The organism is Rhodococcus parequi, assembly GCF_046042785.1.
GTDB lineage: Bacteria > Actinomycetota > Actinomycetes > Mycobacteriales > Mycobacteriaceae > Prescottella > Prescottella parequi.
The window spans coordinates 318,185-343,730 of sequence record NZ_JBDLNV010000007.1; the positions used below are offsets into that span (position 1 = coordinate 318,185).

The 25,546-nt window shown below is 68.5% G+C and carries 26 protein-coding genes; 8 read left to right on the plus strand and 18 right to left on the minus strand.

The genetic code is table 11. The annotated features are described in order from the left end of the window. Positions 1-54: 54 nt before the first annotated feature. The 4 genes from pspA to pgsA all read right to left on the minus strand — a co-directional run bounded on the left by pspA (position 55) and on the right by pgsA (position 2,592). Positions 55-879: a phage shock protein PspA gene (gene pspA / locus ABEU20_RS20615; protein ID WP_420166224.1), complete on the minus strand. Its 825-nt coding sequence runs from the start codon at positions 877-879 to the stop codon at positions 55-57. A gap of 171 nt (positions 880-1,050) precedes the next feature. Then, a complete protein-coding gene (locus tag ABEU20_RS20620; protein WP_420166225.1) occupies positions 1,051-1,398 on the minus strand; it encodes a helix-turn-helix domain-containing protein in 348 nt (115 codons plus the stop codon). Positions 1,399-1,471: 73 nt separating this feature from the next. Continuing rightward, the gene (locus ABEU20_RS20625; protein WP_420166226.1) at positions 1,472-1,960 is read right to left on the minus strand and encodes a CinA family protein; all 489 of its coding nucleotides are present in this window, start codon (positions 1,958-1,960) and stop codon (positions 1,472-1,474) included. Then, positions 1,957-2,592 carry a CDP-diacylglycerol--glycerol-3-phosphate 3-phosphatidyltransferase gene (gene pgsA, locus ABEU20_RS20630; protein WP_420166227.1) on the minus strand — a complete coding sequence of 212 codons (636 nt, stop codon included), beginning with the start codon at positions 2,590-2,592 and terminating at the stop codon, positions 1,957-1,959. Before pgsA ends, ABEU20_RS20625 begins: the two co-directional genes overlap by 4 nt. A gap of 168 nt (positions 2,593-2,760) precedes the next feature. Between pgsA and ABEU20_RS20635 the strand changes: the two genes are divergently transcribed. Both ABEU20_RS20635 and ABEU20_RS20640 read left to right on the plus strand, forming a co-directional pair. Continuing rightward, positions 2,761-3,249 carry an amino-acid N-acetyltransferase gene (locus ABEU20_RS20635; protein WP_420166228.1) on the plus strand — a complete coding sequence of 163 codons (489 nt, stop codon included), beginning with the start codon at positions 2,761-2,763 and terminating at the stop codon, positions 3,247-3,249. A 29-nt stretch (positions 3,250-3,278) separates the two neighbouring features. After that, entirely contained in the window at positions 3,279-3,563 is a 285-nt protein-coding gene (locus ABEU20_RS20640; RefSeq protein WP_420166229.1) for a YciI family protein, read from the plus strand. Between the two features lie 55 nt (positions 3,564-3,618). On the opposite strand, the gene ABEU20_RS20645 is transcribed toward ABEU20_RS20640, so the two are convergent. The 3 genes from ABEU20_RS20645 to ABEU20_RS20655 form a co-directional block, all read right to left on the minus strand. Continuing rightward, a complete protein-coding gene (locus ABEU20_RS20645; protein WP_420166230.1) occupies positions 3,619-4,617 on the minus strand; it encodes a TerC family protein in 999 nt (332 codons plus the stop codon). A 211-nt stretch (positions 4,618-4,828) separates the two neighbouring features. After that, positions 4,829-7,528 (minus strand): FtsK/SpoIIIE family DNA translocase, encoded by a 2,700-nt coding sequence (locus tag ABEU20_RS20650; RefSeq protein WP_420166231.1) that lies wholly within the window; start codon positions 7,526-7,528, stop codon positions 4,829-4,831. A 96-nt stretch (positions 7,529-7,624) separates the two neighbouring features. Next, a complete protein-coding gene (locus tag ABEU20_RS20655) occupies positions 7,625-8,248 on the minus strand; it encodes a TIGR03085 family metal-binding protein (protein WP_420166232.1) in 624 nt (207 codons plus the stop codon). Between the two features lie 106 nt (positions 8,249-8,354). Here ABEU20_RS20655 and ABEU20_RS20660 point away from each other — a divergent pair, with 106 nt between their 5' ends. Beyond that, on the plus strand, positions 8,355-8,786 hold the full coding sequence (locus ABEU20_RS20660) for a pyridoxamine 5'-phosphate oxidase family protein (RefSeq protein WP_420166233.1): 432 nt from the start codon (positions 8,355-8,357) through the stop codon (positions 8,784-8,786). Positions 8,787-8,797: 11 nt separating this feature from the next. Here ABEU20_RS20660 and ABEU20_RS20665 read toward each other — a convergent pair whose 3' ends face one another. From ABEU20_RS20665 to thyX, 4 genes are all read right to left on the minus strand, one after another. Further along, positions 8,798-9,379 (minus strand): DnaJ family domain-containing protein, encoded by a 582-nt coding sequence (locus ABEU20_RS20665; protein ID WP_420166234.1) that lies wholly within the window; start codon positions 9,377-9,379, stop codon positions 8,798-8,800. Positions 9,380-9,428: 49 nt separating this feature from the next. Further along, positions 9,429-11,357, minus strand: coding sequence for a ribonuclease J (locus ABEU20_RS20670; protein ID WP_420166235.1), 1,929 nt, complete (start codon positions 11,355-11,357; stop codon positions 9,429-9,431). Beyond that, positions 11,354-12,262, minus strand: coding sequence for a 4-hydroxy-tetrahydrodipicolinate synthase (dapA, locus tag ABEU20_RS20675; RefSeq protein ID WP_420166236.1), 909 nt, complete (start codon positions 12,260-12,262; stop codon positions 11,354-11,356). Before dapA ends, ABEU20_RS20670 begins: the two co-directional genes overlap by 4 nt. 66 nt (positions 12,263-12,328) lie before the next feature. Next, entirely contained in the window at positions 12,329-13,081 is a 753-nt protein-coding gene (thyX, locus tag ABEU20_RS20680; RefSeq protein ID WP_420166237.1) for an FAD-dependent thymidylate synthase, read from the minus strand. Between the two features lie 180 nt (positions 13,082-13,261). Between thyX and ABEU20_RS20685 the strand changes: the two genes are divergently transcribed. From ABEU20_RS20685 to ABEU20_RS20700, 4 genes are all read left to right on the plus strand, one after another. Beyond that, complete coding sequence (locus tag ABEU20_RS20685; protein WP_420166238.1) at positions 13,262-14,056, plus strand: SDR family NAD(P)-dependent oxidoreductase; 795 nt, start codon at positions 13,262-13,264, stop codon at positions 14,054-14,056. Positions 14,057-14,126: 70 nt separating this feature from the next. Then, the gene (locus ABEU20_RS20690) at positions 14,127-14,609 is read left to right on the plus strand and encodes a hypothetical protein (RefSeq protein WP_420166239.1); all 483 of its coding nucleotides are present in this window, start codon (positions 14,127-14,129) and stop codon (positions 14,607-14,609) included. A gap of 114 nt (positions 14,610-14,723) precedes the next feature. After that, entirely contained in the window at positions 14,724-15,158 is a 435-nt protein-coding gene (locus ABEU20_RS20695) for an SRPBCC family protein (RefSeq protein ID WP_420166240.1), read from the plus strand. A gap of 11 nt (positions 15,159-15,169) precedes the next feature. Then, positions 15,170-15,826 carry a DUF3105 domain-containing protein gene (locus tag ABEU20_RS20700; RefSeq protein WP_420166241.1) on the plus strand — a complete coding sequence of 219 codons (657 nt, stop codon included), beginning with the start codon at positions 15,170-15,172 and terminating at the stop codon, positions 15,824-15,826. Positions 15,827-15,828: 2 nt separating this feature from the next. Here ABEU20_RS20700 and ABEU20_RS20705 read toward each other — a convergent pair whose 3' ends face one another. The 4 genes from ABEU20_RS20705 to ABEU20_RS20720 form a co-directional block, all read right to left on the minus strand. After that, a complete protein-coding gene (locus ABEU20_RS20705) occupies positions 15,829-16,314 on the minus strand; it encodes a flavodoxin family protein (protein ID WP_420166242.1) in 486 nt (161 codons plus the stop codon). Positions 16,315-16,317: 3 nt separating this feature from the next. Then, positions 16,318-16,785: a hypothetical protein gene (locus tag ABEU20_RS20710; RefSeq protein ID WP_420166243.1), complete on the minus strand. Its 468-nt coding sequence runs from the start codon at positions 16,783-16,785 to the stop codon at positions 16,318-16,320. Beyond that, positions 16,782-17,540: a 4-hydroxy-tetrahydrodipicolinate reductase gene (gene dapB / locus ABEU20_RS20715; protein ID WP_420166244.1), complete on the minus strand. Its 759-nt coding sequence runs from the start codon at positions 17,538-17,540 to the stop codon at positions 16,782-16,784. Before dapB ends, ABEU20_RS20710 begins: the two co-directional genes overlap by 4 nt. A gap of 93 nt (positions 17,541-17,633) precedes the next feature. Next, positions 17,634-18,506, minus strand: a complete 873-nt coding sequence (locus tag ABEU20_RS20720) for an SAM-dependent methyltransferase (RefSeq protein WP_420166245.1) — start codon at positions 18,504-18,506, stop codon at positions 17,634-17,636. Positions 18,507-18,752: 246 nt separating this feature from the next. On the opposite strand from ABEU20_RS20720, the gene ABEU20_RS20725 reads away from it, so the two are divergent. Then, positions 18,753-21,137 carry an arylsulfatase gene (locus ABEU20_RS20725; protein ID WP_420166246.1) on the plus strand — a complete coding sequence of 795 codons (2,385 nt, stop codon included), beginning with the start codon at positions 18,753-18,755 and terminating at the stop codon, positions 21,135-21,137. 9 nt (positions 21,138-21,146) lie between these two features. Here ABEU20_RS20725 and ABEU20_RS20730 read toward each other — a convergent pair whose 3' ends face one another. The 3 genes from ABEU20_RS20730 to rpsO all read right to left on the minus strand — a co-directional run bounded on the left by ABEU20_RS20730 (position 21,147) and on the right by rpsO (position 25,475). Then, entirely contained in the window at positions 21,147-22,487 is a 1,341-nt protein-coding gene (locus ABEU20_RS20730) for a M16 family metallopeptidase (protein ID WP_420166247.1), read from the minus strand. A gap of 177 nt (positions 22,488-22,664) precedes the next feature. Then, on the minus strand, positions 22,665-24,923 hold the full coding sequence (locus tag ABEU20_RS20735) for a polyribonucleotide nucleotidyltransferase (RefSeq protein WP_420166248.1): 2,259 nt from the start codon (positions 24,921-24,923) through the stop codon (positions 22,665-22,667). Positions 24,924-25,205: 282 nt separating this feature from the next. Then, the gene (gene rpsO / locus ABEU20_RS20740; RefSeq protein WP_031939812.1) at positions 25,206-25,475 is read right to left on the minus strand and encodes a 30S ribosomal protein S15; all 270 of its coding nucleotides are present in this window, start codon (positions 25,473-25,475) and stop codon (positions 25,206-25,208) included. Positions 25,476-25,546 lie beyond the last annotated feature (71 nt).

Consider the following 25,546-nt stretch of genomic DNA (forward strand, 5'->3'; position numbering starts at 1 on the left):
GCCGTCTCGTGCGTTGCTCATCGAACCCGTCTTCGTGTTCGCCGCGAAGCGTTGCTACTGCGCGGAGGTTTCACCGTTGGCGGACGCCGCCGGAGGCTCGGGGGCGGCCGCGGGCTGCGCCGGAGTCGCCGTGGCGCCGCCGGACGGAAGGGCGTCGCCCTTCATGGATGCGCGGATCTGCTCGAGACGGCTGTGGCCGGCCATCTGGACGCTCGCCTGCTGAACCTCCATCATGCGGCCCTGCACGGAGTTCTGGGCCAGCTCCGCAGCGCCGAGCGCGTTGGCGTACCGCTGCTCGATCTTCTCGCGGACCGCGTCGAGGCTGGGGGTGTTGCCCGGCGCGGAGAGGGTCTGATCCATCGACCGCAGCGAATCCGAGACACGCTCCTGCATCTTGGCCTGCTCGAGCTGGCTGAGCAGCTTGGTGCGCTCGGCCACCTTCGACTGCAGCGTCATGGCGTTCTGCTCGACGGCCTTCTTCGCCTGCGCGGCCGCCTGCAGCGCCTGATCGTGCAGCACCTTGAGATCCTCGACGGACTGCTCCGCCGTGACGAGCTGCGCCGCGAACGCCTCGGCGGCGTTGGTGTACTGGATCGCCTTCTCGTTGTCGCCGGCGCCGGCGGCCTGATCAGCGAGCGTGACGGCCTGACGAGCGTTCGCATTCAGCTTCTCGACCTCGTCGAGCTGACGGCTGAGCTTCATCTCCAACTGGCGCTGGTTGCCGATGACAGACGCCGCCTGCTGGGACAGTGCCTGATGCTGACGCTGCGCGTCCTCGATCGCCTGCTGAATCTGAACCTTGGGGTCGGCCTTCTCATCAATCTTGGAATTGAAGAGCGCCATCAGGTACTTCCATCCCTTGACGAAAGGATTAGCCATGGGTTGATCCTGCCTCCATCTGGTGCGCCGCGCCATGCGCGACCCGATGCGCGACCGTCGCACATCGAACTCGAGTTCTACCCCTTCGACCGGCTGCCGAGAGCCGCCTGGCTCGCGGCGTCCGATCGTCTAGCTGTGAATCTATCGGTTCGTGCGCACCGGGCGCACGGCTCAGGCGGCCGCCAGAGCGCGCGCAGTCGGTGCCGGGATCACGACCCTGGTGTCCTGTGCGATGCGCCCGCTGACCTGCTGCGCCCCGGTGGCCGCATCGACGGTCTCCGGAGGCTTGACCGCCAGCGACTCGCTGACATCGACCAGCACCTCGGACAGCGGAACCTCGAGGGCATCGCAGATGGCGGCGAGCAGTTCACTCGACGCCTCCTTCCGACCCCGCTCGACCTCGGAGAGGTAGCCGAGACTGACGCGCGCACTGTTCGACACCTCACGCAGCGTCCGGCTCTGCGACACGCGTGTGCGCCGAAGACTGTCACCGATTGCCTCACGCAAAAGCAGCGCCATCTCGCTCCTCCTTCTTCCGACACCCCACTCGTGAATACAAACGCACGAACGTGAGCGATTGGTTCCCGAAACCCTATCGCGCCAGGCGATCGAGCAAACTCGACACCGCCACTCCCACACTGCCGAATCGTATTTCCCATCGCCCACCGGCCAGCTGCAGGGCCGTGACCTCGGTACCGTCCGGCCCGCTCACACCGAGGAACACCGTCCCGGGCGCGTGCCCGTCCTGTGGATCCGGGCCGGCCACTCCCGTCAGTCCGAGACCCCAGTCGGCCGCGCAGCGATCCCGTGCCCCCTCCGCCAGCTGCGCAGCCGTGGTGGGCGCGACCGGGCCGTCCGATGCGAGCACCCCCGGGTCGACGCCCGCCAGAGTGCCCTTGAGATCGGTTGCGTAGACGATCAGTCCGCCCCGCAGCACCGCGCTCGCGCCGGGCACTCCGGCCACCGTCGCCGCGAGCAGACCCGCGGTGAGCGACTCTGCTGTGGCCAGGGTCTGACCCCGACGAGCCAGCGCTTCGACCAGTTCGCGGGCGGGTGTCTCCGCCGTCAGCGGATCCGTCATGCGCCGACTTGCCGCACACCGGCGCGCAGCCGCACTGCCTGGATCACGTAGTCGAGTCCCGTCACGACCGTCAGCACGACCGCGATCCCCATCAACGTGGCACTCACCGGCGCGAACGCCTCCGGCAGCGGGACGAGGTACAGGCCGATGGCGACGGACTGCACCAGCGTCTTGAGTTTGCCGCCGCGCCCGGCCGGGATGACGCCGTGGCGCAGCACCGCGAAGCGCATCAGGGTGATTCCCAGCTCGCGTGCCGCGATGATGCCGGTCACCCACCACGACAGGTCACCGAGCACCGACAGGCCGACCAGGGCGGCACCGATCAGCGCCTTGTCCGCGATCGGATCCGCCATCTTCCCGAAGTCGGTCACCAACCCGTGCTTGCGGGCCAGTTGGCCGTCGATCCGATCGGTGACGGCCGCGATCGCGAAGATCGACGCGGCCGCGAGACGCCAACCCGTCGACTCTCCGTCGTCCACGAACAGCGCCACGAGGAAGACCGGGACCAGCACGATGCGCAGGATCGTGAGGATGTTCGCAATGTTCAGCAGCGGCACCGGGGTGTGCGGTGCGACGCCGGCCGCCGGCTGGGCGTCCGGCGCGGCGGCCGTGTCACGGTGCGGGGTACTCATGGCCGCTCCGATCCGAGGGTCAGCCCAGGCACACCCGAGACGAACGGGACGTGAGGTGGGGCGACGGATCGGGGCGGCACACTGCTCACAATATCGGTTCGAAGGATGACTACTGTGCACCACATGACTTCTGGGACTCCGACAGCTGGAACGAACGAGGCTGAAGGGATGAAGGTGCGACGCGCGCGCACCTCTGATGTACCGGAAATCAAACGACTCATCGACATTTACGCCGGAAAGATCCTGCTCGAGAAGAATCTTGTGACGCTGTACGAGGCCGTGCAGGAGTTCTGGGTCGTGGAGGACGCCGGCTCCGTCGTCGGGTGCGGCGCGATGCACGTTCTGTGGTCCGATCTCGGCGAGGTCCGCACCGTCGCGGTGGATCCGTCGGTCAAGGGACGTGGCGCCGGCCATCTCGTGGTGGCGAAGCTGATCGAAGTCGCTCGCGAGCTCGACCTCGAGCGGCTGTTCGTCCTCACCTTCGAGGTGAACTTCTTCGCCAAGCACGGCTTCGCCGAAATCGAGGGCACACCGGTCACCGCCGAGGTGTACGCCGAGATGTGCCGCTCCTACGACACCGGCGTCGCCGAGTTCCTGGACCTGAGTTACGTCAAGCCGAATACGCTGGGTAATACCCGGATGCTGCTCACGCTCTGAGCACTACCGGACTTCGGGATCGAGGAAACATGCCGCTGTTCGCCGTCCAGTACACATACGCACACGAGAAGTCCGCGGAACGCGACGACCATCGCACGGACCACCGCGCGTGGCTCGCAGATCTCGTCCGCCGGGGCATCGTCCACTCGTCGGGACCGTTCGCCGACGGCGGCGGCGCGCTCATGATGGTCGAGGCCCCAACCGCCGCCGACGTCGAGGCACTGTTCGACCAGGATCCGTTCGCGAAACGCAGCCTGGTGGAGAATCGGGTCGTCCGGGAATGGATCCCGGTTTTCGGCGTCTTCGTGAAGTGAGCGGCGACGCCGACCGAGCCTCGGGCCCGGTCGGCGTCGACCGCCGGTTTTCCGCCTAGCTGTGGACCGGCGTGTTGTCCGACTTGTCGTTGCGGGTCTTGATCAGGCTCGCCACCGTCGTCACCACCAGCACACCGATGATGACGCTCAGCGACATCACGGTGGAGATCTCGGGGACCGCGATGTGCTCGCCGCCGTTGATGAACGGCAGCGTGTTCTCGTGCAGCGCGTGCAGAACCAGCTTGACGCCGATGAAGGCCAGGATGATCGACAGACCGTAGGACAGGTACACCAGGCGCTCGAGCAGTCCGCCGATGAGGAAGTACAGCTGCCGCAGACCCATGAGCGCGAACGCGTTCGCGGTGAACACCAGGTACGGCTCCTGCGTGAGGCCGTAGATCGCGGGGATCGAGTCGAGCGCGAACAGGACGTCGGTGAAGCCGATGACGACCAGCGCCAGCAGCAGCGGAGTCACGACGCGCTTGCCGTCGATCTTCGTGACGAGCTTGTCGCCGTCGTACTCCTCGGTCGTCGGCAGGAACCGCTTCGTGAGCCTGATGATCCGGCTGTCGCGCTTCCCCTCCACCTCGGCCTCGTGGCCGGAGTCCTTGACGAGCTTCACTGCGGTGAAGATCAGGAAGGCGCCGAACAGGTAGAAGACCCAGCTGTAGGTGTTGATCGCGGCGGCACCGACCGCGATGAAGATGCCGCGCATGACCAGCGCCATCACGATGCCGATGAGCAGCACCTTCTGCTGGTACTCACGAGGCACCGCGAAGGTGGACATGATGATCACGAAGACGAACAGGTTGTCGACCGACAACGCTTTCTCCGTGACGTATCCGGCGAAGTATTCGCCACCGAACGTGGTGCCCCAGATCGACATCACGATCAGGCCGAACACGATCGCCAGTCCGATGTAGACCGCCGACCAGAATGCCGACTCGCGGAACGTCGGAGCGTGCGGGGTGCGCACGTGCGCGAAGAAGTCGAAGACGAACAGTCCGAGGATCACCAGACAGGTGATGATCCAGACGAGCGGGGAGACGTGCATCAGCTAATTGCCCTCCGGTAGGTACGTTTCACCACCGGAGGTCTCTCCCACCGATCGGCCGGCGGTGCCGGATTCGATCGACCGACAGACCCGGACCGGCAACGGTGCCGATCGTGTTGACGAGTCTGCCGCAGAAACGGGGATACTCCCCTCCACAGTGCTTCCTATTCAACCACAGCAGCGCCGCGGTCGCTGAATTCCGACAAAGCGGTCAGTCATCGTCGCCGGGCGCCGACTCCGGGTCGCCGCCCCGGATCGACCACAGCAGACCTTCCAGCTCGTCCGGCTTGATCAGGACCTCGCGCGCCTTCGATCCTTCGCTCGGCCCCACGACACCGCGGGTCTCCATGAGGTCCATCAGGCGGCCGGCCTTCGCGAAGCCCACACGCAGCTTGCGCTGCAACATCGAGGTGGACCCGAACTGGCTCGACACCACCAGCTCGACGGCCTGGAGCAGCACATCCATATCGTCGCCGATGTCGGGGTCGACATCCTTCTTCTCCCCCGCCTTGGCCGCGGTCACACCCTCGGTGTACTCCGGTTCGGCCTGGTTCTTCGTGAAGTCGACGACCCCCGCGATCTCTTCGTCGGTGATGAACGCGCCCTGCATGCGGATCGGCTTGCCCGCCCCCATCGGCAGGAACAGCCCGTCACCCATACCGATGAGCTTCTCGGCGCCCGGCTGGTCGAGGATGACTCGCGAGTCGGTCAGCGACGACGTCGCGAACGCGAGACGTGACGGCACGTTGGTCTTGATCAGACCGGTGACGACGTCGACCGACGGACGCTGGGTGGCGAGCACCAGATGGATACCGGCGGCGCGCGCCTTCTGCGTGATGCGGACGATGGCCTCCTCCACGTCGCGCGGCGCGGTCATCATCAGGTCGGCGAGCTCGTCGACGATCGCGAGGATGTACGGATACGGCTTGTACACACGCTCGCTGCCGAGCGGAGTGGTGATCTCCCCGGACTTGACCTTGGCGTTGAAGTCGTCGATGTGGCGCACCCGGCTGGCCTGCATGTCCTGGTAACGCTGCTCCATCTCCTCGACCAGCCACGCGAGTGCCGCGGCGGCCTTCTTGGGCTGCGTGATGATCGGCGTGATCAGATGCGGGATGCCCTCGTACGGCGTGAGCTCGACCATCTTGGGGTCGATGAGGATCATCCGGACCTCGTCCGGGGTCGCGCGGGTGAGCAGCGAGACCAGCATCGAGTTGACGAAGCTCGACTTACCGGAACCGGTGGAGCCGGCGACGAGCAGGTGCGGCATCTTCGCGAGGTTCGCGCTCACGAAGTCGCCCTCGATGTCCTTGCCGAGACCGATCACCAGCGGATGGTGGTCCTTTCGTGTGGACGGCGCCCCGAGGACGTCCGACAGCCGCACCATCTCCCGGTCCGAGTTGGGCACCTCGATGCCGACGGCGGACTTGCCGGGGATCGGCGCGAGCAGCCTCACGTTGTCCGTCGCGACCGCGTACGCGATGTTCCGGGCGAGCGCGGTGATCTTCTCGACCTTGACGCCGGGGCCGAGTTCCACCTCGTAGCGGGTGACCGTCGGCCCGCGTGTGTAGCCGGTGACAGCGGCATCGATCTTGAACTGCTGCAGGACCTCGGTGATGGCCTCGATCATCGCATCGTTGGCCTTGCTGCCCAGCTTGGGCGGATCGCCCTCGACCAGGAGTGACAGCGGCGGGAGCGCGTAGTCGCCCTCGACCACACGGTCCGGGATCAGTGTCTCCATCTTCGCCGCGGGCTCGGGCTCCGGCTTCGGCGCGGGGGCCACCTTGGCGCGCGGCTTCGGCCGCGTCGGCGGCGGCACCGGTTCCGGTTCGGGCGGGGTGGGCACGGGGTCGCCCGGGTCCCACAGCCCGAGCACCTCGGTCGCTGCCTCGGGATGGACCTCGTCGGTGGGGTAGTTCAGTTCGGGGGTGCTGCGGCGACGCCGCGGCGTGCGGCGCGCGGGGCGGCCGTTGTCGACCGGGTACCCGTCGGCGTCGAAGCCCGCGGGGTCGTAGTCGTCCGGCTCGTAGGGCTCGTACTCGTCGTCGAAGTCCGGGTCGTCCGCGTGGTCGTACTCGTCGTCGTGGTACGACGTGCCGAAGTACGCCCGGAAGCGTTCGGGCACCTCGCGGACAGTGGTCCCGGTGAGCAGCAGGACGCCGAAGAACATCGCCATCAGGAGCAGCGGCGCGGACAGCCAGGCGGTTACGCCGCTGGTGAGCGGGCCGGCCACGACGTAGCCGACCACCCCGGCCGCGGACGGCCAACCGCCCGAAGTGGTGGGTGATCCGGCAGCGATGTGCCACAACCCGACAGCCGGCAGGCCGACGAGGAGCGATCCGAGGATCAGCCGTGGGCGGATGTCGGGCTTGGGCTCGGTTCGCATCAGGAGAATCGCGATACCGATGCCGAGGATGGGCAGGACCGCGGCCACCGCACCGACGACCGCGCGGACCGCGGTCTCGATCCACTCCCCCACCGGTCCGCCCGCCGAGAACCACATCCCGCCCGCGATGACGACGCTGACGGCGATCAGGCCCAGCGCGATGCCGTCCCGCCGGTGGCCGTGCTCGATCTCGGTGGCCTTCCCGACGGTACGGGTGGTGGCGCCGACGCCCTTGGCGACCATCGACCAGCCGGAGCCGATGCCCTTGCCGATCGACGCGAGTGCGCCGCCTCCGCGCGAGGATTTCTTGGGCGCGGGTCGACGGCCGCTCGAACCGCCTCGCGAGGCCGCGGGCTTGCGCTGCGCCGGCGTCCGGCGGCCGGCGGCGGGCTTGCGGGCACCGGACGACGCAGTGCCGCGCCCGGACCCCTTCGAGCCGGCCCCGGTGGAAGCCGACGAGCGCGCGCGGGTCCGCGAGGTGGATGCTGTCGAACTCGATCCGCGGGCGCTCGTCTTACCTGCCATAGAGGTCAGGTTAGTCGCTCCGGCACCATCGGGACCATCCGCAACACCCGCCACACCCGCGAACCGCCCTGACATGCACCCCGACGGCCCTGGGAGTCACATACTGCGATCGAGTCCGGTGACAGCCGCCACATCCTCGGCCGACCCGACGAGCTCCACTCGCGCCTGATCGCGGCCGAACGCGTGCATCAGCAGTTCGGCGGGCTCGCCGCGCAACGTCACGATGCCGGTGTCGGTCTTGCGGACCGTGGCCCGCCGGCCGTCGGGTCGTTCGAGGACGACGCCGACCGGTGACCGCCTGTAGCTGCGGCGGCCGATCCCCGTCGCGACCTTCCACAGCTTGTCCTGCATTCCGTCGGGCAGGGTGCGCACCGACCAGCCGTCACGGGCCCGGCGCACATCCTCGTGGTGGATGAACATCTCGGCGAGGTTCGCCTGCTCGTCGACCCAGTGGAACGGCGACCACACCGGCGGGCCGGACGCCACGTCGCCCAGCAGGATGTTCCACTCGCGTTCCGCGATCCCGCGCTGGACGCGCTCGGTGTAGCCCCCGAGGGCGGAGACCATGATTCCGGGTGCGGCGTCGAGGCGGCGCTCGCGCAGCACGAGATGCGCGGCGAGGTCGCGGGCGGTCCAGTCCCCGCACAGCGTCGGCGCGTCGGGGCCGACGGTACGCATCGTCTCGACCAGGGAGTGGCGTTCGTCACGGGCGTAGGGCACACCACACCGTAACCGGATCTCCACCCGAACGCGCGAGCTTGTCGGTCCCGACCCCTAGCGTGGAGGACGACAGCACTTCAGCGACGTATGCGGTGAGGAGCGACGAATGTCGAAGACCACCATGTCCGCCCACGAACGCGAGGAGTTCCTCGCCGACCTGCACGTCGGGGTGATTGCCGCCGAACGCGACGGCCGGGCCCCGCTCGCGGTACCGATCTGGTACCACTACTCGCCCGGCGGCGAAGTGGTGGTGTGGACCGAGCGCGGCACCGTCAAGGAGCAACTCATCCGCGCGAGCGGGCGGTTCAGTCTGTGCGCGCAGCAGGAGGCGCCGCCGTACCGCTACGTGAGCGTGGAGGGGCCGGCCACGTTCCAGGAGACCGTCACGCCCGAGGACGTCCGCCCCCTCGTGCGCCGGTACCTACCGGACGACGAGGCGGAGAAATTCATCGCGGAGTCCTTCAACGATCGGGCAGTGCTGATCCGGATGCACCCGCAGCGCTGGTTCACCGTCGACTACGGCAAGCTCGAGGGCTGAGCACCCAAGGCTCATTTCACCTTTCGGCGACGCCGGAACGCCCACGCGAAGCGACCGGTGCTCCGTTGCGGTCGATCGGAGCGCACCTTTCCTCGCCGGATCTCGGTGTAGCCGGCCTCCGCGAGTGCCGCACTGGCCTGTGCTCGCCGAGTTCGACGCCGCTCCTCGTCGATCGCACCCACGTCGACGACCGGTTGTGTGGGCCGATCGGCACGCCACCGCTCGACGATCCCGTCGGCGTCCACGCGCCGGATCGGGACCCGCGGCCCGGAAGGGTTGCGCAGCCACGCCGCGATCCTGCGATTGAGCCGGGCGACCTCGTCGCGCACCTCCCGCTCGGAGCGCGCGGTGCGCACCGAGTCGGGTAGCCGTTCGATGTCCTTGCGTAGTCGCAGCGGCTCGGGCAGCAGGTCGTCCGCGGACAAACCCTCCCGTGCGAGGTAGCCGCGCACCCACCAGTCGTCGCCGTCACGATCGGGGATGGGCTTGCCCGCCCCCTCGAGATTCTCGAACTCGCCGCGCTCGTAGGCGCCGCGAATCTGGGTCTCGACCCACGACTCGAACGTCGCGCGCAGCGGCTTCCGCTCGGCCATGACGGGACGACCTCCTCACCCCGCCGCGCGCGACCCACGTCGGATCGGGTCAGGGCACCCCGATGACGGTCGGCACGATCATCGGTCGACGACGGTACTTCTCTGCCACCCAGCGACCCACGACCCGGCGCACGGCCTGTGCGATCCGGTGGGTGTCGTTGATGCCCTCGGCTGCGAGGTCACCGAGGACCTTGTCGACGAGGCGCGCGGCCTCCGACAGTGCCTGCGGGTCGTCGGAGAAGCCGCGGCCACTGACCTCGGGTTCGCTGACGGCGCGGCCGGTCTCGTTGTCGATGGCGACGGAGATCGAGATGAACCCGCCCTCGCCGAGGACGAGGCGGTCCGAGAGCGTCGAGTGCCCGACGTCACCGACCGAGTTGCCGTCGACGTACACGTGGCCGACGGGGACGCGTCCGACGATCTCGGCGAGGCCGTCGACCATGTCCACCACGACGCCGTCCTCCGCGAGGACGATCCGGTCCTTCGGTACACCCGTGGCCTCGGCCAGCGCGGCGTTGGCGCGCAGGTGGCGCCATTCGCCGTGCACCGGCATCGCGTTGGTGGGCCGCACCGCGTTGTACAGGTACAGCAGCTCACCGGCGGACGCGTGCCCGGAGACGTGGACCTTGGCGTTCTGCTGCGTGACGACGGTGGCGCCGCGCTTGGCGAGACCGTTGACGACCGCGAACACCGAGTTCTCGTTGCCGGGGATCAGCGACGACGCGAGCACGACCAGGTCGTTGGCACGGATGTTGATCTGACGGTGCTCACCGCGCGCCATCCGGGACAGCGCGGACAACGGCTCGCCCTGCGAACCGGTGGAGATCAGCACGAGCTTGTCGTCGGGCAGGTTCGCGGCGGTGTCGATGTCGACGACGAGGCCGTCCGGCACCGACAGGTATCCGAGGTCCTGCGCGATCTGCATGTTGCGGACCATCGACCGCCCCACGAAGGCGACCCGGCGGTTGTACCGCTTGGCGACGTCGACAACCTGCTGGATGCGGTGCACGTGGCTCGCGAACGACGCGACGATCACCCGCTGGGTGGCCTTGCCGATGACGTTGTCGAGGACGCCACCGATCTCACGCTCGGGGGTGACGAAGCCCGGCACCTCGGCATTGGTGGAGTCGACGAGGAACAGGTCGACGCCCTCGTCACCGAGACGGGAGAAGCCGGCGAGGTCGGTGAGGCGGCCGTCGAGCGGCAGCTGATCCAACTTGATGTCGCCGGTGTGCAGCACGACACCGGCAGTCGTGCGGATCGCGACGGCGATCGCGTCGGGGATCGAGTGGTTGACCGCGAAGTACTCGCACTCGAACGGACCGTGGGTGGTCTTGTCGCCCTCGACGACCTCGACGAGGTTGGGCCGCAGACGGTGCTCGCGGCACTTCGCGGCGACCAGCGCGAGGGTGAACTTGGCACCGACGATCGGGATGTCCTGCCGCAGGCGCAGCAGGAACGGCACGGCGCCGATGTGGTCCTCGTGGCCGTGCGTGAGGATGATCGCCTCGACGTCGTCCATCCGGTCCTCGATGTACCGGAAGTCCGGGAGGATCAGGTCGACGCCGGGCTGCTGGTCCTCGGGGAACAGCACACCGCAGTCGACGATGAGCAGCTTGCCCTGATGTTCGAAAACCGTCATGTTGCGGCCGATTTCGCCGATACCGCCGAGCGCGACGACGCGCAGGCCGTTCTTCGGCGCCTTCGGGGGCAGCCCGAGCCGGTCGGTGGGGTCGGCGGCGACCGGTACCGGCGCCTTACTGCGCGACGGCTTGCGTGACCCCGAGCGGCGTCCGGTCGACTTCGCGGCGGGGGCCTGAGCCTGGGCCTGCTTGGGGGCGTCGGCGTGCTGTGCCGGCGCGCTGCCGGCGGTCGCCTCGGCCTCGACGGCCGGCTCCGGCTGCTGGGCCCGCTCGGATGCGGGGGCCGGCGGGCCGGCCTGACGGGAGGCGCTGCGACGACGTGCGGGACGAGTCATGCCAGCACCCCCGCTGCCGCCAGATCCGCTGCCAGGATGTCGATCTGCTCGGTCGTCGGGGCGACCTGCGGCAGGCGCGGCTCGCCGACGTCGAGGCCCATCAGCCGTAGTCCCGCCTTGGAGGCGCTGACGCCGCCCAGTCGCGCCACGGAGCGGTTCACCGGGACGAGGCTGAGATTGATCTCGCGCGCCTTGGCGAGGTCGCCCTCGGCGAACGCGGTGTGCAGCGCGCGCAGGCGCTGCGGGACGAGGTGGCCGATGACGCTGACGAAGCCGACGGCGCCGACGGACAGCCACGGCAGATTCAGTGGGTCGTCACCCGAGAAGAAGTCGAGATCGGTGGTGCCGATCAATTCGGCGCCGGCATTGAGGTCGCCCTTGGCGTCCTTGACCGCGAGAATGCGCGGGTGGTCGGCGAGACGCCGGATCGTCTCCGTCTCGATGGGTACCACGGAGCGGGGTGGAATGTCGTAGAGCATGACCGGCAGATCCGTGGCGTCGGCGACCGCGGTGAAGTGGGCGTAGAGCCCGGCCTGCGGCGGACGCGAGTAGTACGGCGTGACGACGAGCAGACCGTGCGCCCCCGCGCGGGCGGCGTCACGCGCGAGTTCGACGCTGTGCGCGGTGTCGTTGCTGCCGGCACCGGCGACGATCTTGGCCCGGTCGCCCACGGCGGCGATGACCGCGCGCAGCAGTTCCAGCTTCTCGTCCTCGGTGGTGGTGGGCGATTCGCCGGTGGTGCCGGCGAGCACGAGTCCGTCGCACCCGTTGTCGACGAGGTGGGCGGCCAACCGCACGCCGGCGTCTACGTCCAGCTTTCCGTCCTTGGTGAACGGGGTCACCATTGCCGTCAGGACGGTGCCGAACGGACGCTCGACGTAAGCAGCTGAATCACCGTAGGTCATGGTCAGAAGGCTACCCGGTCTCGGTTGCAGACTTGAACGCGACGGCACCGCGGAACCCCCGGCAGCTCACAGGACCGCAGCGAACTCGCTCGTCGCCACCTCGGAACCGTCGGACAGGGTGACGATTTCGAAGTCGCCGAACACATTCGGAGCCGCCGCCTGCAGTTGCCGCAGACACTCGACGGCGACCTGGCGGATCTCGACGTCGGCGTGCTCGGTGGCCCGCATTTCCACGAAATGCCGCCAGGCGCGGTAGTTGCCGCTGACCACGACGCGGGTCTCGGTGGCGTTCGGCAGCACCGACCGGGCCGCCTGCCGGGCCTGCTTGTTGCGGACCGGCCCGTTGGGCTCGTCGGCGAGCTTCTCCTCGAGAGCTTCGAGGAGTTCCGCGTACGCGCCGCGGCTGGCCTGGGTCGCCTTCGCGAACAGTGCCTCGAGCCGTTCGTCTCCGGCGATCGCGGGCGGGATCACGACGTTGGCGTCGTTCTCGCGGACGAAGCGCTGCGACAGCTGCGAGTAGGAGAAGTGCCGGTGCCGGATCAGCTCGTGGGTGCACGAGCGTGAGATGCCGCTGATGTAGAAGCTGACGCTGCCGTGCTCGAGCACCGAGAGATGCCCTACTTCGAGGAGATGCCGCAGGTATCCGGCGTTGGTCGCGGTGCGGGGGTTCGGCTTGGACCAGCTCTGGTAGCACGCCCGTCCGGCGAACTCCGCCAGGGCCTCACCGCCGTCGGCGTCGGTCTCCCACGGGATGTCGGCAGGCGGGAAGAACTCCGTCTTCGCGACGAGTTGGACCTTCAGGGGCACCGCGTTGGGCACTGCACATCCTCCGGGGATCGTCCTTCACCTTTGCCCGACCCTATGCCGTGCACGTTGCGCGCGGCGCGTCGACACAACACGCGACCTCAGCACCCGAAATCTGGGACCATGTTCCTCGGGCCGCCGGGACGGGACGAGCCCGCATCCCCGCGGTCCACAACTTCGGTGAGGGGAATTCTCATGCAGATCGACCTGTCCGATCGCACGGCTCTGGTCACCGGTTCCACCCAGGGCATCGGCTACGCCATCGCCACCGGCCTCGCCCGCGCGGGTGCACGCGTCGTCGTCAACGGCCGCAGCGAGGAGCGTGTCGACACAGCGGTCCGCACGGCGCGCGCGGAATCCGGCAGTGACGCCGTCGTCGGGGCGGTGGGCGACCTGGCGACGGAGGACGGCACCGCGGCTGTGGTCGATGCCGAGCCCACCGTCGACATCCTCGTCAACAACCTCGGCATCTTCGGGTCCGCTCCCCCGTTGGAGATCGACGACGCCGAGTGGCGCCGCTACTTCGAGGTCAACGTGCTCTCCGCCGTTCGGCTCATCCGCGCCTATCTGCCCGGGATGAAGGAGCGGGGCTGGGGACGTGTCCTCAACCTCGCCAGCGACTCTGCGGTGGCCATTCCCGCCGAGATGATCCACTACGGCATGACGAAGACCTCGCTGCTCGCCGTGAGCCGTGGATTCGCCAAGGACGCGGCCGGCAGCGGTGTCACCGTCAATTCCGTCATCGCCGGTCCGACGCACACCGGCGGAGTCGAGCAGTTCGTCCGGGAACTGGTCGGCGGCGAGCTGCCGTGGGACGAGGCTCAGCACCGGTTCATGGTCGAGTACCGCCCACAGTCCCTGCTACAGAGGCTGATCGAGCCCGAGGAGATCGCCAACCTGGTCGTCTATCTCGCCTCGCCGTTCGCGTCCGCCACGACCGGCGGCGCCGTGCGCGTCGACGGCGGCTACGTGGACTCGATCCTGCCCTGAGCCGCAGCGAAACAACCGATGACGTCACCAAGACCTTGAACTGACGCCACGATGGCGTCACACTGGCGTCATGAACCTCACCGAGTACACGGCCCGACTGCGCGACGACCTGACTGCCGCGGCAGCCCTCGGCGACACGGACACCCAGCGGATCGCCGAGGCCCTCGCGGGAGCGGCGGAGCGATCGGCCCAACTCATGCTCGTCTCAGCGCTGTCCGATCTCGCTCGCGAGGCATCGGAGGAGATGGGCGACCGCACCCTGCACGTGCGGTTCGACGGCACCGAGGCCACGGTCGAATCCTCGCGGCGCCGCCCCGAGCGGGACACCGACCCCGGCGAGCGGACAGGTGACCCCGCCGACGCCTTCCGCACGCTCGAGGATGTCACCGGCGACATCAGCCGCGTCACGCTGCGACTGGTCGACCAGATCAAGTCCCGAGCGGAGGAAGCGGCCCTGCAGGACGGGATGTCGCTCAATTCCTGGGTCTCGCAAGCCGTTCAGGGCGCGCTGCGTGATCAGATGCGGCGCAGTCGCCCCGGCGACGATCGGTGAGGACGCGGCGGTCGTCCGACGCCTCCGATCGCGACCTGCCGGAATCCCCGCGCCGCTAATGGTTCAATTGCGTCTCGTCGTTCACTGTTTTCACAGCGTTGAGGAGTGGAGAGCATGGCTGTTTCCGGGGCAAAGGAATTCCAGGTCGAGGCCGCACCGGCCGACGTGATGGCGGCGATCGCCGCTGTCGACCGCCTGCCCGAATGGTCGTCCGCTCACAAGAAGGTCATCGTCGAGAGCACCCACCCGGACGGCCGCGCGAATCGCGTCCGGATGACGGTCTCGATCATGGGCATCAACGACGAACAGGTCGTCGACTACACGTGGGACGGCGACTCGGGCATGTCGTGGACGCTCGTCGAGAGCACGCAACAGAACAGCCAGGACGGCTCCTACACGCTCACCCCGAAGGGTGACGGCACGCTGGTCAAGTTCGCTCTCACCGTCGATCCCAAGATCCCGCTGCCCGGATTCCTGCTGAAGAAGGCCCAGAAGATGGCTCTCGAGACCGCCAGCCAGGGCCTCACCAAGTTCCTCGCCGGCAAGTAGAGCCGACGCCCGTGCAGGCCTACCTCCGGGCCGCGGCGGCGAGCGCCCTCGTGCTCGTCGTCGCGGGTTGCGGCACCACCGTCGAGGGTGCCGCCGTCGCGGATCCGTTCGCACCGTCGAACGACAACCCCGATCCGTCGCTCGGCATCGAGGGCATCACCGTCGTCGAATACCCGGTCGGGCTGCACGTGCGCGCGACCCAACGGGTGGCGTACGACCGCACTCCCCCGTTCGGCGGCCCGCACGACGCGGTGTGGGCGGCGTGCACCGGCACGGTGTACGACAAGCCGATCCGCAGCGAGAACGCGGTGCACTCGCTCGAACACGGCGCGGTGTGGATCACGTACGACCCGACCCTCGTCACCGGCGCCGCTCTCGACGGACTCGTCGACCGCGTCGAGGGACAGCCGTACCTCATGATGTCGCCGTATCCCGGTCTGTCCGTGCCGATCTCGCTGCAGTCGTGGGGCCATCAACTGGTGGTCGACGGACCGTCGGACACCCGGATCGATCACTTCGTCGCCGCGCTCCGGTTGAACCGCAACACTTTCCCCGAGCCGGGGGCTACGTGCGCCGCGCTGCCCGACGTCTTCGACGTCGACAATCCCCCGCCCTTCCAGGCAGGTCCACCGGACCGGTCCGATCCGAACACGGTTCCGATGAACTGATCTCAGAGGTCGCCGGCGACGGTGACCGCGACGGTTGCGCCCAGTTCGTAGCAGCTCTCACGCACGGCCGCGTCGATCGGTCCGGTGATCTCGACGATCCCCGCCGCCTGCACCAACTCGAGGCCGGTGACGATCTTCTGGACGGACTTCACGGCGCCCGCGGTGTCGTTGTTGCCGTGCACCCACAGCCCGAACGGACGTCCGGCGACCGCGTCGAGGCACGAGTAGTAGACGGTGTCGAAGAAGTGCTTGAGCGCGCCCGACATGTAGCCGAAGTTCGCGGACGTCCCGAACACGTAGCCGTCGGCACCCAGCACGTCGACGGGCGTCGCGTGCAGCGCCGGGACGGACCGCACCGTGACGCCGGTGATCTCGGGGTCGTGGGCGCCGGCCAGCACCGCCTCGAGCAGTTCCCGGGTCGCCGGGGAGGACGTGTGGTGCACGACGAGGAGCACCTTGTCCGTGTCCTCCGGCGACCCGTCAGCCATGGGTCAGTTCTCCCGCTCGTGCTTCTCGAGCGCGACGGCGCGGCGCATGGTCTCGCGGGCCCGACCGCGGTCGCCGGCATAGTCGTACGCTCGTGCGAGCCGGTAGGAGTTGCGCCAGTTGTCGGGGTCGGACTCCCACTCCTGCTTGACCTGCGCGAACAGCTCGTCGGCGGCGTCGCGCTCGATCCGGCCCGACGGCCGCCGCGGCAGATCGTCGACGTCGAGCTCGAGGCCCTCGTCGTGCATGCGCCGGGCGAGGTGCTGGTGCGCCAGCCCGGACCGGATGGTCGCGACGACCATCCACACGCCGAGGAACGGCAGCACCAGCACGGCGATGCCCAACACGACCGGGACGGCGCGGCCGTCCTGGATCAGCGCGATACCGCGCTGGCCGAGCAGGACGAAGTAGAACGACAGCGCGACGACGATCGCCGCGATCGCGACGACGACCCGCGTCGACTGGTTCTTCACAGGTCCAGCAGGGGGTCGATGCCGACGGTGAGGCCCGGGCGCGTGCCGATCTCGCGCACGCCCAGCAGCACACCGGGGGCGAAGGAGTTCCGGTCGATCGAGTCGTGCCGGATGGTGAGCGTCTCGCCCTGCGTGCCGAGGAGCACCTCCTGGTGCGCGACGAGCCCGGCGAGCCGGATCGAGTGCACCCGCACACCGTTGACGTCGGCGCCGCGTGCACCCTCGAGTTCTGTCGTGGTGGCGTCGGGGCTCGGTCCGCGACCGGCCTTGTCGCGGGCCTCGGCGATGAGCGCGGCCGTCCGGTAGGCGGTACCCGACGGCGCGTCCGCCTTGTTCGGGTGGTGCAGTTCGATGACCTCGACGGAGTCGAAGAAGCGCGCTGCCGCGGCCGCGAAACGCATCGACAGCACCGCACCGATCGCGAAGTTGGGGGCGATCAGCACGCCGACACCGGGGTTGTCGTCGAGCCACGACTGCACCTGCGCGAGGCGCGCGTCGTCGAAGCCGGTGGTGCCGACGACGGCGTGGATGCCGTTGGCGATCAGGAACTGCAGATTTTCCATCACGACGTCGGGATGGGTGAAGTCGATGACGACCTGCGTGCGCTGATCGACGAAATGCTCGATGCGCTCACCCTGGTCGACGCCGGCCACCAGTTCGAGGTCGTCGGCCTGCTCGACGGCGTCGCACATCGCGCGGCCGACCTTGCCCTTGGCGCCGAGGACACCGACCCTGATGGGTGCTGCTGAAGTCACGTACACGCTCCGCCCGAAATCCCTGAATCCCTGAATGTGTTCGAGACAAGCCTACGATGCGGGGGCCTGCCGCCCGCACCCGACGCTCGCCGATCACACGCGGACGGCGGTGATGAACATGCTCGATCGCGCGGAATCCCCGTTCGGGCTCTCGAGCGTGCGTCCGAACCGCTCGGCGACGTCCGCCGAGCGCTCGACGCCGACGTTCCAGCCATTGTCCGCCAGCCACGCCGCGGGGTCGAACGGTCCGTCGTCGGGCCACAGCGACTCGATGTCGACGCCGAAGAGGTCGCGGGCGCGTTGCGACGACTCCTCCTGCATCATTCCGCGAACGTCGTCGATGTGCTCCACCTCGAAGCGACTACCCGGCGTCGACAGGTCGGTGACGAATCGGCACAGCCTCTCCTTCGCGACGTTGGGGAGGAACGGCAGCAACCCCTCGGCCAGCCACGCGGACGGAACCGATCGTTCGAAGCCGCTCTCCTGCAGCACCTTCGGCCAGTCCTCCCGCAGATCGACCGCGACCACCCGCCGATCCGCGCGAGGATGCGCACCCTGAGCCGCCAGCACGTCGTCCTTGAAGGACAGCACCTTGGGCGCGTCCAGTTCGTAGACCGTGGTGCCGTCCGGCCAGTCCAGGCGGTACGCGCGGACGTCCAGTCCCGCGGCGAGCAGGACCACCTGCCCGATTCCCGCCCGGCTCGTGTCGCCGAGGTAGTCGTCGAAGTAGCGCGATCGCACGCCCATGTAGTCGGACATCGATCGCCACGGCACCTCGCGGTCGTCGGTGTCCTCGAGTCGGGTCGGCATCGGGGCCGGTGGCGCCGCGGCCTCCACGAACGCCTCCGCGTACGGATCGGAGACGAGGCCTCCGTCCCGATGCGTCTCCATCGCCCGGCCTGCCGCCACCCCGAGCGCCGTGATGCCGACACCGGTGACGATGTCCCATTCCGCCAGTTCGTCCATTGTCCCGCCAGCCTCGTCCCTGCGGTTGCTGCGATTCTCGGAATTCGATGCCGGACAGCCGTTTCGGGCGCCGACAGCGGCACCGACCGGGATCGGACGAGCGTCCGATCCCACCGACCGACGCAGTTCGAGGCTACCCCCGTCGACAGCTGCGGAGGCTGAGATTTCCCTGCGAACCGTCACGAGCGGACCGTACCGTCGAGAGGGGGCGCCGACGGCACGCGAATCGTCAGGGAGGTCGTCCCGATGGGCACAACGAGCGGAACTCACGATCCCGGCGACATCGGCCGGCAGATCCTGCCCATACCGCGCGAAACGTACTCCGGCACCGCCCTGTACGACGCGAAGGACCCGGACGCGCGGTACATCCCGCTCCGGCAACTGCGCCCACCCGCCGGGGCGCCGAACGTGCTGATCGTGCTGCTCGACGACGTGGGCTTCGGGGCGTCGAGCACGTTCGGCGGCCCGGCGCAGACGCCTACGGCGCAGCGCCTCGCCGACACCGGCCTGAGGTACACCCGGTTCCACACCACCGCGCTGTGCTCCCCCACCCGGGCGGCACTGCTCACGGGCCGCAACCATCACACCGTGGGGATGGGCAGCATCACCGAGATGGCGACGGCCGCGCCAGGCTACACATCCGTCCGCCCCGACACGTGCGCGCCGCTCGCCGAGATGCTGAAACTCAACGGCTACGCCACCGCGCAGGTCGGGAAGTGCCACGAGGTGCCGATCTGGGAGACCAGCCCGGTGGGTCCGTTCGACCGCTGGCCGTCGCCCGGCAACGGCTTCGAGTACTTCTACGGCTTCCTGGGCGGAGAGACCGATCAGTGGTACCCCACACTGCGCGAGGGCACCACCCGGGTGGAACCGTGGGGAACCCCGGAGGAGGGGTACCACCTCTCCGAGGACCTGGCCGACAAGGCCGTCGCGTGGGTTCGGCAGCAGAAGGTCCTCACCCCCGACAAGCCGTTCTTCCTGTACTTCGCCCCGGGCGCCACCCACGCACCACACCAGGTTCCGCCGCAGTGGTCCGACCGGTACCGGGGGCGCTTCGACGACGGCTGGGACGCGCTGCGGGAGCGGACGTTCGCCCGCCAGAAGGAACTCGGTGTGGTGCCGCCGGACGCCGAACTCACGCGTCGCCACGACGTGATTCCCGCGTGGGAGGACATGGACGAGATGCTGCTGCCGGTGTTACGCCGGCAGATGGAGAACTACGCCGGATTCCTCGAGCACACCGACCATCAGGTGGGCCGGGTCGTCGACGCGATCGAACAGCTCGGCGCCCTCGACGACACGTTGGTGTTCTACATCATCGGCGACAACGGGGCCTCCGCCGAGGGCACACTGCAGGGCACGTTCAACGAACTGATCAGCCTCAACGGCCTGTCCGCGATCGAGACGCCCGAGTTCCTCGCGAGCCGGCTCGACCAGCTCGGTGGCCCCGACTCGTCACCGCACTATGCGGTGGGCTGGGCGCACGCGATGGACACCCCGTACCAGTGGACCAAGCAGGTCGCGTCGCACTGGGGCGGCACCCGTAACGGCACCGTGGTGCACTGGCCGCGCGGCTTCTCCGCGCGCGGCGAGATCCGGGACCAGTTCCATCACGTCGTCGACGTCGTTCCCACCGTGCTCGCGGCCGCGCGCATCCCGGCGCCGACGACGGTGAACGGCGTCCGGCAGGCACCCGTCGAGGGGGTCGACATGACGTACAGCTTCGACGACGCCTCGGCGCCGGAGCGCCACGTCACGCAGTACTTCGAGATGTTCGGCAACCGCGGGATCTACCACTGCGGCTGGTCCGCCGTCACCAAGCACCGCACGCCGTGGCAGTTCCTCGGCGGCCCGGCCGTCGCGTTCGACGACGACGTGTGGGAGCTCTACGACGGCACCGCCGACTGGACGCAGGCACGCGACGTGGCGAGGGAGCACCCCGATCGCCTGCACGAGCTGCAGCGGCTGTTCCTGATCGAGGCGACCCGTCACAACGTGCTACCGCTCGACGACCGGACGTACGAACGGGTACTGCCGGGGCTGTCCGGTAAACCGCGGCTCGTGCCCGGCACCCGTCAGGTGCTGCTACCCGGGATGCAGGCACTGCTCGAGATGCACATCGTCAACTGCCGCAACCGATCCTGGTCGCTGACCGCGCAGGTCGACGTGCCCGACGGCGGGGCGAGCGGGGTCGTCCTCAACCTGGGCGGCCATGCGGGCGGTTGGTCGTTCTACTTCCTGGAAGGCCGACCGACGTTCTGCTACAACTTCTTCGGGATCGAGCGGAGCTACATTCGCGCGCCCTCGCCGGTCGCCGCTGGAGTGCACCAGGTGCGCAGCGAGTTCGCTTACGACGGCGGCGGACTCGGCAAGGGCGCCACCGTGACACTGTTCGTCGACGGCACGCCGGTCGTGGCCGGACGGATCGAGCGCACCGAACCGATCGGCTTCGGCTACGAATACACCGACGTGGGGCGCGACAGCCTGTCCACCGTCACCCCGGAGTACCCGGCCGGCGACAACGGATTCACCGGCCGGATCGACTGGGTGCAGATCGACGCCGGCGAGGACGGCCACGACCACCTCGTCGACCCCGCGGACGTCGTGCGGGTCGCGCTGTTCCGGCAGTGACGGCCGGAGCTACCCGACGATCCCCCGCACCGATGCCGGCAGGTCCCGCTTGCGCCGGTACGGCCCGACGACGGCCGCCGCGAACGGCCGCTGCAGCAGTACCCGAGCCACCTCGCGCACCTCCTCGGTGGTGACCTCGTCGATCCGCGCCAGGGTCTCCGACACCGACTGATGGTTGCCGTAATTCAGTTCGCTGCGACCGATCCGCGTCATCCTCGACCCCGAGTCCTCGAGACCGAGCACCAGCGATCCGCGCAACGATCCCTTGGCCCGGGCGCACTCGGCGTCGGTGATGCCTTCGGATGCGACGTTCGCGAGTACCTCGCGGATCAGTGTCGCGACCTCGCCGAGGTTCTCGGGCTGACAGCCCGCGTACACGGAGAACGCGCCGGTGTCGGCGAACGTGTCGACCCCCGAGTAGACGGAGTACGCGAGGCCTCGTTCTTCCCGGATCTCCTGGAACAGACGGGAACTCAGCCCACCACCGACGGCGGCGTTGAGGACCGACAGCGGCCAGCGATGGCCCTCGTGCCGACCGAAGGCCCGCACGCCCAACGCGAGATGGGCCTGCTCGCTCTCCCGCTTCGTCAGGCTCAACGTGGGCGCCGTCCGCAGCCGGACCGCACCGCCGCGCCTCGGCGCGGGATCGACGTCCCGGTCGAGGTGGCCCGCGAACGCCCGCCGCACCAGTTCCACCGTGTGCTCGTGCTCGACGTTGCCGGCGACCGCGACGACCATCCGCTCGGGGGTGTAGCGGCGCACGTGGAACGAGTGCAACTGGCTCCGCGTCATCGCCTCGATCGAGTCGACGCTGCCGATCACCGGTCGCCCCACCGGATGGTCGCCGAACAGCGCGGTCAGGAAAGCGTCGCCGAGCAGGTCCTCCGGGTCGTCGTCGCGCATCGAGATCTCCTCGAGCACCACCTGGCGCTCGACGTCGACATCGGTCGACCTGCACCGGCCGCGCAGCACCACGTCGCTCACCAGGTCCACCGCGAGCGGGAGATCGTCGTCGAGCACGTGTGCGTAGAAGCACGTGTGCTCCTTCGACGTGAAGGCGTTGAGTTCACCGCCGACGCCGTCCATCACCTGCGCGATGTCGAGGGCCGTGCGGGTCGGGGTGGACTTGAACAGCAGGTGCTCGAGGAAGTGCGCGGCGCCCGCGACGGTGGGCTGCTCGTCGCGCGACCCCACTCCGACCCAGACACCGACGGAAGCGGAACGGACGCCCGGCACGTGTTCGGTGACGACCCGGAGACCTCCGGGAAGGACGGTGCGCTGAACGCCGGTCTGCGGACTACTTTTCGGTGCGGAGCCCCGTCGGGGCTTCTCGCGAAGGGATTGAGCCATGTGGCGAATCGTGTTTCCTCGAGGCCGGGAGCATCTGCGACAGCGGGCGAGTCTGTGACAGTCCGGACAGGTGCCGGAAGGGGTGGTGAACGTCGATCCACGATACACCGCGGGTGAAACACCTCGGCCCCGCACGGACGAACCGTGCGGGGCCGAGGCGCAGTGCCGTGTGGCGGCCTACTCGGCGGCGGCGTCACCCTCGGCGGGCGCAGCGGAGTCGTCCGCAGCATCCTCGACGGGGATCAGCGAGATCTTGCCGCGGTTGTCGATGTCGGCGATCTCGACGCGGAGCTTGGAGCCCACGTTGACGACGTCCTCGACCTTGGCGATCCGCTTGCCGTTGCCCAGCTTGGAGATGTGCACCAGTCCGTCGCGGCCCGGGAGCAGCGAGACGAACGCACCGAAGGCGGTGGTCTTGACGACCGTGCCCAGGAAACGCTCGCCCACCTTGGGCAGCTGCGGGTTGGCGATGGCGTTGATCTTGTCGATCGCCGCCTGCGCGGACGGGCCGTCCGCCGCACCGACGTACACCGTGCCGTCATCCTCGATCGAGATGTTGGCGCCGGTCTCCTCGGTGATCGAGTTGATCATCTTGCCCTTGGGGCCGATGACCTCGCCGATCTTGTCCACGGGGACCTTGATGGTGGTGATCCGCGGCGCGTACGGGCTCATCTCGTCCGGGGCGTCGATGGCCTCGGCCATGACCTCGAGGATCGTGGTGCGGGCATCGTGTGCCTGCGACAGGGCACCGGCCAGAACCTGCGACGGGATGCCGTCGAGCTTCGTGTCGAGCTGCAGGGCCGTGACGAAGTTCTTGGTACCCGCGACCTTGAAGTCCATGTCGCCGAAGGCATCCTCGGCGCCGAGGATGTCGGTGAGTGCGACGTAGCGGGTCTCGCCGTCGACCTCGTCGGAGACGAGTCCCATCGCGATGCCGGCGACGGGAGCCTTGAGCGGCACACCGGCGTTCAGCAGCGACAGGGTCGAGGCGCAGACCGAACCCATCGAGGTGGAACCGTTGGAGCTGAGCGCCTCCGACACCTGACGGATCGCGTACGGGAACTCTTCCTGGCTCGGCAGCACCGGCACGAGGGCGCGCTCGGCGAGAGCGCCGTGGCCGATCTCGCGACGCTTCGGCGAACCGACGCGGCCCGTCTCACCGGTCGAGTACGGCGGGAAGTTGTAGTGGTGCATGTAACGCTTGCTGGTCTCGGGGCCCAGCGAGTCGATCTGCTGCGCCATCTTGACCATGTCGAGGGTGGTGACGCCCATGATCTGGGTCTCGCCGCGCTCGAACAGCGCCGAACCGTGCGCACGCGGGATCACGGCGACCTCGGCGGACAGCGACCGGATGTCGGTGATGCCGCGACCGTCGATACGGAACTGGTCGCGCAGGATGCGCTGGCGCACAAGCTTCTTGGTCAGCGAGCGGAACGCTGCGCCGATCTCCTTCTCGCGACCCTCGAACTGCGGGGCGACCTGCTCGAGGACGGCGGCCTTGACCTCGTCGGTCTTGTCGTCGCGCTCCTGCTTGCCGGCGATGGACAGCGCCTCGGAGAGCGGAGCGGCCGCAGCCTTCTCCACTGCGGCGTACACGTCGTCCTGGTAGGCCGGGAACAGCGGGTACTCGCCGGTGGGCTTGGCGGCCTTCTCGGCCAGCGCCTGCTGCGCGGCGCACAGGCTCGCGATGAACGGCTTGGCGGCCTCGAGGCCCTCGGCCACGATCGCCTCGGTGGGCGCCTGCGCGCCACCGTCGATCAGGCTGATGACGTTCTCGGTGGCCTCGGCCTCGACCATCATGATCGCGACGTCACCGGACTCGACGACACGGCCCGCGACGACCATGTCGAACACGGCACCCTCGAGCTGCTCGACGGTCGGGAACGCGACCCACTGGCCCTTCTTGTTCTCTTCCGACGTGATCAGCGCGACGCGCACGCCACCGACGGGGCCGGAGAACGGGAGACCGGCGATCTGCGTCGACGCGGATGCCGCGTTGATCGCGACGACGTCGTACAGGTCCTTGGGATCGAGGCTCAGGACCGTGACGACGACCTGGATCTCGTTGCGGAGGCCGTCGACGAACGACGGGCGCAGCGGCCGGTCGATCAGACGGCAGGTCAGGATCGCGTCGGTGGAGGGGCGACCCTCACGACGGAAGAACGAGCCGGGGATGCGGCCCGCGGCGTACATGCGCTCCTCGACGTCCACCGTCAGCGGGAAGAAGTCGAAGTGCTCCTTGGGCTGCTTGCTGGCCGAGGTGGCCGACAGCAGCATGGTCTCGTCGTCCAGGTAGGCGACGACGGCGCCGGCGGCCTGCTGCGCGAGGCGTCCGGTCTCGAAACGAATGGTGCGGGAGCCGTAGGTCCCGTTGTCGATGACGGCGGTGGACTCGAACACGCCCTCTTCGACCTCTACTGCGGAATTGTCTGTCATTGCTTCTCTTCTCTTCCCTCTCGTCTTTTGCCGCTCCGCACAGGCGTTTGCCCGTCGCGGTCGCGGCTGTTCACCCCGGGCAGCGCGGAGGCGGCCGTCGATCGAAGCCAGCCGGAACTCGTCCGGAGGGCCACTACCGAAGACCGACGCCACGGCTACGGGGACGGGTGGCTGTGGTGCTCACCCCGGTGGTGCAAACACCGATAGCCAACGAGGCTCAGTCTAAACAGTGCCTCGCTGGCTATCGGTGAGGTCGGCGAGGCGACTCGCCGTGAGCGCGTCTTATCGGCGCAGGCCGAGACGCTCGATCAGCGAGCGGTACCGCGCGATGTCGACCTTCTGGACGTACTTGAGCAGACGACGACGGCGTCCGACCAGCAGCAGCAGGCCGCGGCGGGAGTGGTGGTCGTGCTTGTGCATCTTCAGGTGCTCGGTGAGATCGACGATGCGCTTGGTGAGCATGGCCACCTGCGCCTCCGGCGAACCGGTGTCGGTCTCGTGCAGTCCGTACTCGCCGAGGATCTGCTTCTTCTGCTCGGTGGTCAATGCCACTTGGTGCACTCCTGTAACTGACGTCCGCGTGAAAGGAATCGGAATTCGCGAGTTTCCCCGGACGTCCGACG

Coding starts and splice junctions, on each gene's coding strand:
- pspA (WP_420166224.1), bottom strand. CDS start 879: ATGGCTAATCCTTTCGTCAAGGGATGGAAGTACCTGATGGCGCTCTTC.
- ABEU20_RS20620 (WP_420166225.1), bottom strand. CDS start 1,398: ATGGCGCTGCTTTTGCGTGAGGCAATCGGTGACAGTCTTCGGCGCACA.
- ABEU20_RS20625 (WP_420166226.1), bottom strand. CDS start 1,960: ATGACGGATCCGCTGACGGCGGAGACACCCGCCCGCGAACTGGTCGAA.
- pgsA (WP_420166227.1), bottom strand. CDS start 2,592: ATGAGTACCCCGCACCGTGACACGGCCGCCGCGCCGGACGCCCAGCCG.
- ABEU20_RS20635 (WP_420166228.1), top strand. CDS start 2,761: ATGAAGGTGCGACGCGCGCGCACCTCTGATGTACCGGAAATCAAACGA.
- ABEU20_RS20640 (WP_420166229.1), top strand. CDS start 3,279: ATGCCGCTGTTCGCCGTCCAGTACACATACGCACACGAGAAGTCCGCG.
- ABEU20_RS20645 (WP_420166230.1), bottom strand. CDS start 4,617: ATGCACGTCTCCCCGCTCGTCTGGATCATCACCTGTCTGGTGATCCTC.
- ABEU20_RS20650 (WP_420166231.1), bottom strand. CDS start 7,528: ATGGCAGGTAAGACGAGCGCCCGCGGATCGAGTTCGACAGCATCCACC.
- ABEU20_RS20660 (WP_420166233.1), top strand. CDS start 8,355: ATGTCGAAGACCACCATGTCCGCCCACGAACGCGAGGAGTTCCTCGCC.
- ABEU20_RS20665 (WP_420166234.1), bottom strand. CDS start 9,379: ATGGCCGAGCGGAAGCCGCTGCGCGCGACGTTCGAGTCGTGGGTCGAG.
- ABEU20_RS20670 (WP_420166235.1), bottom strand. CDS start 11,357: ATGACTCGTCCCGCACGTCGTCGCAGCGCCTCCCGTCAGGCCGGCCCG.
- dapA (WP_420166236.1), bottom strand. CDS start 12,262: ATGACCTACGGTGATTCAGCTGCTTACGTCGAGCGTCCGTTCGGCACC.
- ABEU20_RS20685 (WP_420166238.1), top strand. CDS start 13,262: ATGCAGATCGACCTGTCCGATCGCACGGCTCTGGTCACCGGTTCCACC.
- ABEU20_RS20690 (WP_420166239.1), top strand. CDS start 14,127: ATGAACCTCACCGAGTACACGGCCCGACTGCGCGACGACCTGACTGCC.
- ABEU20_RS20695 (WP_420166240.1), top strand. CDS start 14,724: ATGGCTGTTTCCGGGGCAAAGGAATTCCAGGTCGAGGCCGCACCGGCC.
- ABEU20_RS20705 (WP_420166242.1), bottom strand. CDS start 16,314: ATGGCTGACGGGTCGCCGGAGGACACGGACAAGGTGCTCCTCGTCGTG.
- ABEU20_RS20720 (WP_420166245.1), bottom strand. CDS start 18,506: ATGGACGAACTGGCGGAATGGGACATCGTCACCGGTGTCGGCATCACG.
- ABEU20_RS20725 (WP_420166246.1), top strand. CDS start 18,753: ATGGGCACAACGAGCGGAACTCACGATCCCGGCGACATCGGCCGGCAG.
- ABEU20_RS20730 (WP_420166247.1), bottom strand. CDS start 22,487: ATGGCTCAATCCCTTCGCGAGAAGCCCCGACGGGGCTCCGCACCGAAA.
- ABEU20_RS20735 (WP_420166248.1), bottom strand. CDS start 24,923: ATGACAGACAATTCCGCAGTAGAGGTCGAAGAGGGCGTGTTCGAGTCC.